This window comes from Leisingera sp. F5, from assembly GCF_001593695.1.
The window spans coordinates 1-4,898 of record NZ_LUKH01000144.1 but is presented as its reverse complement, the minus strand read 5'-3'; the positions used below and the strand labels follow the sequence as shown (position 1 = coordinate 4,898).

General features: G+C 61.8%; 3 protein-coding genes. 1 reads left to right on the top strand and 2 read right to left on the bottom strand.

Features of this window, described 5'->3' with window-relative positions; all coding sequences use genetic code 11:
- Together A2I95_RS25960 and A2I95_RS25955 are read right to left on the bottom strand one after the other, a co-directional pair.
- On the bottom strand, window positions 1-430 hold a 430-nt coding region (locus A2I95_RS25960), incomplete at its 3' end, for a response regulator transcription factor (RefSeq protein WP_291734555.1).
- Between the two features lie 10 nt (window positions 431-440).
- Window positions 441-2,360 (bottom strand): PAS-domain containing protein, encoded by a 1,920-nt coding sequence (locus A2I95_RS25955; RefSeq protein WP_291734553.1) that lies wholly within the window; start codon window positions 2,358-2,360, stop codon window positions 441-443.
- 447 nt (window positions 2,361-2,807) lie between these two features.
- Here A2I95_RS25955 and A2I95_RS25950 point away from each other — a divergent pair, with 447 nt between their 5' ends.
- Complete coding sequence (locus tag A2I95_RS25950) at window positions 2,808-4,772, top strand: AMP-binding protein (protein ID WP_291734557.1); 1,965 nt, start codon at window positions 2,808-2,810, stop codon at window positions 4,770-4,772.
- Window positions 4,773-4,898: the final 126 nt, after the last annotated feature.

The following is a 4,898-nucleotide window of genomic DNA, read 5'->3' as shown; positions in this document are numbered from 1 at the left end:
GGATGTAACTGTCGAAATGCGCAGTCCAGCCATTGAAAAAGGCGGTGTTCCCGGTCTGGGGCGTGGGTTTGTCGCGCCGCAGACGAGCGCGGATGCGGGCCACCACCTCGGAGGGTTCGAACGGCTTGATGATGTAGTCATCCGCGCCCAGTTCCAGCCCCGTGACGCGGTCCTGAACCTGCGCCCGGCCCGAGATGATGATCACCGTCGCGCCCTGTTCCAGGGCCAGCCGGTGCACCAGCGTCAGCCCGTCGCGGTCGGGCAGGCCCAGATCGACGAGGCAGACATCCGGCGTGGTCCGGCGCAGGGCGGCCTCGAATTCCGTCGCACGGCCAAAGGACATGGTGCGGAACCCCGCCTCGGCCAATGCGTCGGAGAGCATCTCGCGGATGGCCGGTTCGTCGTCGAGGATGGTGACTAGGGCGCTCATGGTTCGGGGGTTAGCCCATCTGCGCGGGCGCCGGAAGAGGCACCAGCCCCAGGAAACCGGCGAGGTCGGCTGCGGAGAAGGGTTTGGGCAGCACGGGGCCAAGCCGGTGCGCGCGAACATGCAGCGGGTGGTCGGGCGGCAGTGACGTCATGAAGCGGAGGGGCAGATGTGGTAGGCGGTCCGCCAAGTCCAGCCCGGGGCTGTCCCCCTCCAGCGAAATGTCCGACAGGACCAGGGCGATGTCCGGTAGGCCCTCGGCCAGGGCGCAGGCCTCGTCCACCGAGGCGGCCTCGACCACGGAAAACCCCAACGCAGTCAGCATCTCGCGGATCGCCTCGCGCAGGTCCGGGCTGTCTTCGGCAAGCAGGGCAAGGCCAGTGTCGGGCACGGGGGCCTGCGCCGCCCGGCGCAACGGCAGGCGCAGCGAAACGCGCGCGCCTTGCCCGGTGTTTGCCAGCCTGACCGAGCCGCCCGCCAACTTGGTCATGTCGTAGACCATCGCCAGGCCCAGCCCCGACCCTTCGCCGCCCTTGGTGGTGAAAAAAGGTTCGAGCCCGTGGCGCAGCGCGGCTTCGGAAAAGCCCGGTCCGCTGTCCTCAACCGACAATTCCAACCAGGTGTCCTGCACCTCCTGCGCGGACAGGGAGATGGTCCCCGCCTCGCCACAGGCGTCGCGGGCGTTCAGCACCAGGTTCAACAGCGCATCCTGTAACAGGCCGGGATCGGCCATGTAGGCGCCGCCGGTGTCGTCCTGTGTCCGCAGTTCCATGCCCTCGGGCAAAGAGGGCGTGGCAAGGGTGCGCAATTCGTCAAGAAAGCCGGGCAGGGAAAGCGGGCGGGGCTGCCAGCCGCGCTGGCTGGTCATGTCTGCGATCCGGTCCAGCAACCGCCCGCCACGCCGTGCCGCTGAAAGCGTTGCGGAAATCAGCGGGTCCGCCTCTGGCCCCAGCTCCATCCGGGCCAGCCGCGACTGCATTCCCAGAATAATGGTCAGCAGGTTCGAAAAATCATGCGCCAGCCCGCTGGTCATCTGCGCCGCCATCTCGCGGCGGCGGGCCTGCTGCAGGGCAACCCGGGCCTGGGTTTCCTCAGTCACATCCATTGACAGGATATAGACGCCGCCGTGCTGGTCCGGGGTAAAGGCCACCCGGATGCGGCGGCTGCCGTGGCTTTCGGTGAACTCGAATACCGGGCTGCTGCCCTTGTAGGCGGCCAGCAAATGCGGCTCAATCCGGTCAAAGGCAGTCTCTCCCAACGCGTCCGCAATATGCATGCCGAGGATGTCGGAGGGGCGGCTGGGAAACACCGAGCTGAGGCGGCGGTTGGTATAGGTGTAATAGCCGTCCGCATCGACGTGGGCGATATGGGCGGGCATCATCTCGGTCGTCAGCCGGGTACGGCCTTCGATCTCGGTCAGCTGGCGCTTGGTCTCTTCCAGGGCTGTATTTGTGGCTTCCAGCTGGCGGTTGGCGGCGGATAGTTCCTCGGTATGGGTGATCAGCTTTTCTGACAGTTCCGCAGACCGCGCGCGCAACAGCTGTTCTGCCTGTTTGGCGCGGGTGATGTCGGTATAGACAGTGACCCAGCCACCCTGCGGCAATGGCGAGCCTTCGATCGAAATCATCTGCCCGTTGGGCCGTTCACGCTCCAGGTAATGCGGCACAAAATCCAGTGCCTGAGCAACCCGGCTTTGCACGATGTCCTTGGTATCTGTTTCCGGCGCGTATTCACCAGCCTCCGCAAGAAAGCGGATAGTGTCGGCAAAGGACGCCCCCGGCTGCACCAGATGATCAGGCAGTGAGAACATCTCTTGGAAACGCCTGTTGCAGACCGCCAGGCGCAGATCGTTGTCATAGATCGACAGTGCTTGGGCGATCAGGTTCAGACCGGCGGTGGTCATGGCGGCGTGCGGCTTGCTTATTCGGTTCATGGTTCTCCCCGCTTCATGGCTAGCACCGCGGCGAGTGCGGGGCAAATTGCCATTCAGCCGCGGGAGAAGGCCATGCCGTCGCGTCAGACCGGAGATCTCCTTAGGGTTGCCGGACGCGGTGAGCGGAAGATGGTGCAAGTGATGCGAAACTTGAAACGACTGCCCGCTGCGTTTGATTCGAATTCCAGCCAGTTCGTGCGCATCCCGCGCGCTTTGCCCCGGTGTCGTTGCAAAGGCTGCAGGATTTTGTGTGCCCGGTGGCTCGGCAGCTTGCGTAACAGCCCGTAAAACAAGGGGAACAGCATTGTTACAATTCGTAAGATTTGGGAAAACATCAGGAAAAAGTTGACGGGCTATTCTTTGCACGTCCCTACTCGGGACCAGAACCGCGGGCAGCGGTCAGGTCCGGCAGCAACGCCGGAAAGGGAGGAAAGAAAGTTGGCTCAGATGCAGATGGGCGCCGAAGGGATGTTATCCCTGCCGGCGCTGCTTCAACGCAATGCGGTGCAATTCGCTAATGCACCGGCCTACCGGGAAAAGGAATTCGGCATTTGGCAATGCTGGACCTGGGCCGAGGCGGCAAAGGAAATCGAGGCGTTGGCGCTGGGCCTCATCAACCTTGGCGTGAATGAAGGCGATTTTGTCGCTATTATCGGCCGCAACCGTCCTTATCTCTACTGGTCGATGGTTGCTGCACAGGCGGTGGGTGCCGTGCCGGTACCGCTCTATCAGGACGCCGTGGCTGAAGAGATGGCCTATGTGCTGGGCCATTGCGGCGCACGCTTTGTGATCGTGGGCGATCAGGAGCAGGCCGACAAGGTGATCGAGATCCAGGATCAGCTGCATCAGTTTGAGCATATGATCTATCTCGACCCGCGCGGGATGCGGAAATACGAGCATACCCAGCTGCACCAGTTCAGCCATATCCAGGATCAGGGCCGCGCGGCGCGCGACGAACTGACCGGTGAGCTGCAGGCGCGCCAGGCCAAGCTGACCTACGATAGCACCTGCGTAATGCTTTATACCTCCGGCACCACCGGCAAGCCCAAGGGCGTGGTGCTGTCGAACCGGAATGTGATCCAGAGCGCCAAGAACTCGGCTGAGTTCGACCATTTGACTTTGGGTGAGAACATCCTGTCCTACCTGCCGATGGCCTGGGTGGGCGATTTCATTTTCTCAATCGGTCAGGCCTACTGGTGCGGTTTCTGCGTGAACTGCCCGGAAAGCGCCGATACCATGATGACCGACCTGCGAGAGATTGGTCCGACTTACTTCTTTGCACCGCCGCGGGTGTTTGAGGGCCAGCTGACCAATGTGATGATCCGGATGGAGGACGCGGGCGCCCTGAAGCGCAAGATGTTCCACCATTTTCTGGCCCATGCCAAGAAAGTCGGAGGCGACATTCTGGACGGCAAGCCGGTGGGTCTGATGGACCGGCTGAAATACGCATTGGGCAATGTGCTGGTTTACGGCCCGCTCAAGGATACGCTTGGCTACGGCCGCATCCGTGTGGGATATACCGCGGGGGAGGCAATCGGGCCGGAGATCTTTGATTTCTACCGCTCTCTGGGTATCAACCTGAAACAGCTTTACGGCCAGACCGAAGCCACCGTGTTCATCACCGTGCAGCCGGATGGCGAGGTTCGCGCCGATACCGTGGGTGTTCCTGCACCGGAGGTGGAGATCAAGATCGGCGACAACGGTGAAATCTACTACCGCTCGCCGGGCACGTTTGTGGAGTATTTCAACAATCCGGAGTCCACGGCCTCGACCAAGGACGCAGAGGGCTGGGTGGCCACTGGCGATGCCGGTTTCTTTGAGGAAGGCTCCGGCCACTTGCGGATCATTGACCGTGCCAAGGACGTGGGCAAGATGGCTGATGGTGCGATGTTTGCGCCCAAGTATGTGGAAAATAAGCTGAAATTCTACCCGGACATTCTGGAAGCAGTGCTGTTTGGCAATGGCAAGGACCGCTGCGTGGCCTTCATCAATATTGACCTGACGGCTGTCGGAAACTGGGCAGAGCGCAACAATATCGCCTATGCATCCTATCAGGAACTGGCCGGGCATCCGCAAGTTCTGGAGTCACTCCGCGGGCATGTGTCGGCGGTGAACAAATCGGTGGCGGAAGACCCGATGCTGTCAGGCTGCCAGGTTCACCGATTTGTGGTTCTGCACAAGGAACTGGACGCCGATGACGGCGAAATGACCCGCACCCGCAAAGTGCGCCGCCGCATCGTTGAGGAGAAGTTCGACGACATCATTACCGCGCTGTACGACGGTTCGGAGCAAGTCTCGACCGTAACGGAAGTGACCTATGAAGACGGCCGCAAAGGGTCAATCAGCGCGACGCTGACTATTGTCGATGCGGACGTGAAACCGGCTGCGGTTCACAAGGTGGCCGCGGAATGATGCACGTATTTCCGGAGAAAAATCTGCCCCGAGCCGGGCAGGCCGGGCGGATCTCAGATCAAGTCGGGATTGAGGCCGGGATTGAAGGCCGTGTTGACCACCTGCTGGATCTTGAAGGGAGAGCTG

Excerpts from the sequence above, each read along its gene's own strand:
- A2I95_RS25955 (WP_291734553.1), bottom strand. The coding sequence starts at position 2,360 with ATGAACCGAATAAGCAAGCCGCACGCCGCCATGACCACCGCCGGTCTG.
- A2I95_RS25950 (WP_291734557.1), top strand. The coding sequence starts at position 2,808 with ATGCAGATGGGCGCCGAAGGGATGTTATCCCTGCCGGCGCTGCTTCAA.